The sequence below is a fragment of the Armatimonas sp. genome (genome assembly GCF_031410135.1).
GTDB lineage: Bacteria > Armatimonadota > Armatimonadia > Armatimonadales > Armatimonadaceae > Armatimonas.
Genome location: NZ_JANNYP010000593.1, coordinates 1 through 3,584 on the forward strand (window position 1 = coordinate 1; position 3,584 = coordinate 3,584).

The window sequence follows — 3,584 nt, forward strand, 5'->3', positions numbered from 1 at the left end:
CGTATATGCGCCTGATAAAGGGCTTTTCCACGTAAGGCTGTGTCGTCTGTGTTCATGGTTTTACCTCACACTGAGTATATCAAAGTATAATTGCTCCATGCCTATTCTGCACGAAGATGGACTAACTTTTCATGCGCCGCCGAAGCCTTTGGTGGCAAGCGCGGTCACCCACGACTGGCGGGATTTCCTGGGGCCGAGTCACAATGCACTCTCCACGGAGTCGCCGCTTCGGGAGACGCCGAAGCTGGTCTGGGAGCGGGTGAAAGGCGAGGGGTACGCGTCGCCGTGTGCCGTGGCCGGGAAAGTGATCGTCTTCCACCGGCTTGCTGAACAAGAAGTGGTGGAGTGTGTGGCGGCGGAGACGGGCAAGCGGGTCTGGAAGTCTGCGTACGCCGCGCCCTACTCGGATCGCTATGGCTTTAGCGCTGGGCCGCGCTGCCAGCCGATCAGCGATGGGAAGTTTGTCTACACCTACGGCGTCACGGGAAAGCTGACGTGTCTCGCACTCGCCACGGGGCAGGTGGTCTGGAAGCGCGATATCGCCGCCGAGTACAAAGTGCCGCAGAACTACTTCGGAGTTGGAGCCACGCCGCTCTTAGAGGGCAATCTACTCATCGTCGTGGTGGGCAAAGATGCCGGGCCGAGCGTGGTCGCCTTTGACAAAGCCACCGGAAAGCAAGTCTGGGCCGGAGGCAAGGGCTGGACGGCGGGCTACGCCTCGCCGATTGCGGCCACCGTGCATGGCCAGCGCCGGATCTTTGCCTTTCTGGGCGGTGATAGTCAGCCAACCCAAGGCGGGCTACTCTGCCTGGAGGCGGCAACGGGGAAAGTCCACTTCACGTTTCCCTGGCGTGCGCGGCGCTACGAGTCCGTGAACGCCTCGACTCCGGTGGTGATCGGCAACCAGGTCTTTCTCTCGGAGTGCTACGGCATGGGCGGGACGCTGCTAGATCTCAAGCCCGATGGCACGTTTACGCAGCTCTGGACCAACAAGCGCTTTGGGATGCACTTCATGACGGCGATCCATAAAAACGGTTACTTGTACGGCATTGATGGCCACGGGCCACAGAACGCGCCGCTGGTGTGTGTCGAGCTGAAGACCGGCAAAGAGCTCTGGCGCGAGGAGCCTGAGTGGGAGGTGCAAAGCCAAGGGAAGACGCTGCGTCTCGCCCCCGCGCTGGCCTCGCTGATTGCCTTCAAAGAGAAAGACCGCTGCTTGATGATGGGGGAGTACGGGCAGCTTGCCTGGCTGGAGCTGAGTCCTAAGGGCTATAAAGAGCTCTCGCGAAGCTCGCTTTTTGTTGCGCGGGAGTCGTGGGGGACGCCTGCACTGAGCCGGGGGCTACTGACGGTTTGTCAAAACGAGACCGGGGTGGATGGCACGCCGCGCCGCGTGCTCTGCTTCGATTTGCGCGGGGGAGAGAGAACATAATCCGTTTGAGGACAAGGAATTTGTGGTATTAATGCCACTGATGACTTTCCAGGAAACGCTCGCCCAGACCCAGGCACTTCTGGCTGCACAAGGGCGCGTTTCTTACCGAGCCCTGAAGCGCCAGTTTGAGCTTGATGACGACTTTATCGAGGATCTCAAGTTCGAACTCATTGAGGTGCTCCAGGTTGCGACGGACCAAGACGGGAAGATGCTTGTCTGGGCCGGAGCAATTGCGCCTGCTGCTCCCACTGCACCCGCCGTTGCCGTTCCCGAAGCCGAGCGTCGCCAGCTCACAGTGATGTTTTGCGACTTAGTCGGCTCGACGGAACTCTCGGAGAAGCTTGACCCGGAGGATCTGCGGGAGCTGTTGTTGACGTACCAGAGAGTCAGTGCCGAGGCAATCGCGAGTGTACAAGGCTTTATTGCCAAGTACATGGGCGATGGGCTCTTAGTGTATTTTGGCTACCCGGTCGCCCACGAAGACGATGCACGGCGGGCACTGCGGAGCAGCTTGCAGATTCTTCAGGCGATTGAGGCGATCAACCCGCAGATCCAGCAAAAGTATGGCGTCACGGTAAGCGTGCGCATCGGAATCCACACGGGTCTCGTGATTGCAGGGGAGATGGGAGCCGGGGAGACGCTGGAGAAGCTGGCGGTGGTGGGAGACACGCCCAATATTGCCGCGCGCCTTCAAGGAGTTGCCGAGCCGGGGATGCTGGTGATTAGCGCCGCAACCCATCGGCTCATCGCGGCTTTCTTTGACTGCGAGTCGCTCGGAAGGCACGCACTTAAGGGAATCGCCGAGCCCATTGAGGTCTTTCATGTGAAGTCGGAGAGTGGCACGCAGAGCCGCTTTGAGGCCGCCGAGAAATCCAGTCTGACGCCTCTGCGGGGGCGCGATCCCGAGATTCAGACGCTTCTCTCCTGCTGGCACTCCGCCAAGACCGAGAGCTCCCAGGCGATTCTCTTGCGCGGTGAGGCCGGTGTGGGTAAGTCGCGGCTACTCTGGGAACTCAAGAACCATGTCCGGCAAGAAGGGGATGTCTGGCTGACGGAGTGTTTCTGCTCGCCGTTTAGTAGCAGCACGGCTCTCTTTCCCATCATTGACCTGCTGGAGCGTGTTGAGCTCAAGCTGGAGCGACACGACACACCCGCACAACGACGTGCCAAGATCGAGGGCTTTCTGGCGACCTATGATCTAGAGACGCCCGAGAACGCGGCACTGCTGGCCTCACTTCTCTCTGTGCCGCTGGAGGGAGCCTATCCCCCGGTGGCCTTGGCCCCCGATAAGCAGATGCAGCGCCTGATGGAGGTCTTTGTGGCCGCCGTGCAGAGACGCGCGGAGCAGCAGCCGGTCTTGCTGATCGTGGAAGACTTGCACTGGGTGGATGCCTCCACACTGGACTTGATCGAGCGCTTGCTACGCCAGGCCGGAGACGCGCGGCTCCTGATCTTGCTCACCAGTCGCCCCGAGTTTCATTCCCCCTGGGATGAGGAGGTGCCGCTGGAGACGATCACGCTGGAGCGCCTGTCGGAGAACCAGACCCGCGAGATCGTCGAGAGGCTCACGGGCAACAAGCCGCTTCCCGCAGAAGTCGTGGCCCAGATTGTTCAGAAGACCGATGGGGTGCCCCTCTTCGTGGAGGAGCTGACGCGAACCGTTCTGGAGCAAGGGGGCCTGACCGACAAAGGGACGCACTACGAGATTGATGGCACGCTCGGGATGCTGGCGATTCCGACGACGCTTCATGACTCCCTGATCGCTCGCCTGGATCGTCTCCCCCAAGCGGTGAGGGAGCTGGCGCAGCTGGGCGCGGTGCTAGGGCGCGAGTTTAGCTATGAGCAGATTGCGGCCATCACGTTTCTCTCCGAGCCCGAGCTGCGCACCTGCCTAACACACCTCTCGGATGCCGATCTGCTGTTCCAGATGGGGATGCCTCCGGTGGCGCGCTACAAGTTCAAGCACGCACTGATCCAAGACGCCGCCTACCAGTCGCTGCTCAAGACCCGCCGCCAGCAGTTTCATGCCCATATCGCCCAGGTGCTTGCCGAGCAGTTCACCGAGGCAATGGCCAATCAGCCTGAGACCCTGGCCCACCATTATAGCGAGGCCGCCAACCCGGCAATGGCGGTCGCGTACTGGGATAAAGCC

2 protein-coding genes are annotated in these 3,584 nt (G+C 60.9%); both read left to right on the forward strand.

Annotated features, from left to right (window positions below; genetic code table 11):
• Nucleotides 1-97 precede the first annotated feature (97 nt).
• On the forward strand, nucleotides 98-1,432 hold the full coding sequence (locus tag RMO15_RS21725) for a PQQ-binding-like beta-propeller repeat protein (protein WP_309717067.1): 1,335 nt from the start codon (nucleotides 98-100) through the stop codon (nucleotides 1,430-1,432).
• 31 nt (nucleotides 1,433-1,463) lie between these two features.
• Nucleotides 1,464-3,584 (forward strand): adenylate/guanylate cyclase domain-containing protein (locus RMO15_RS21730; RefSeq protein WP_309717070.1); only part of this gene is annotated, 2,121 nt, incomplete at its 3' end.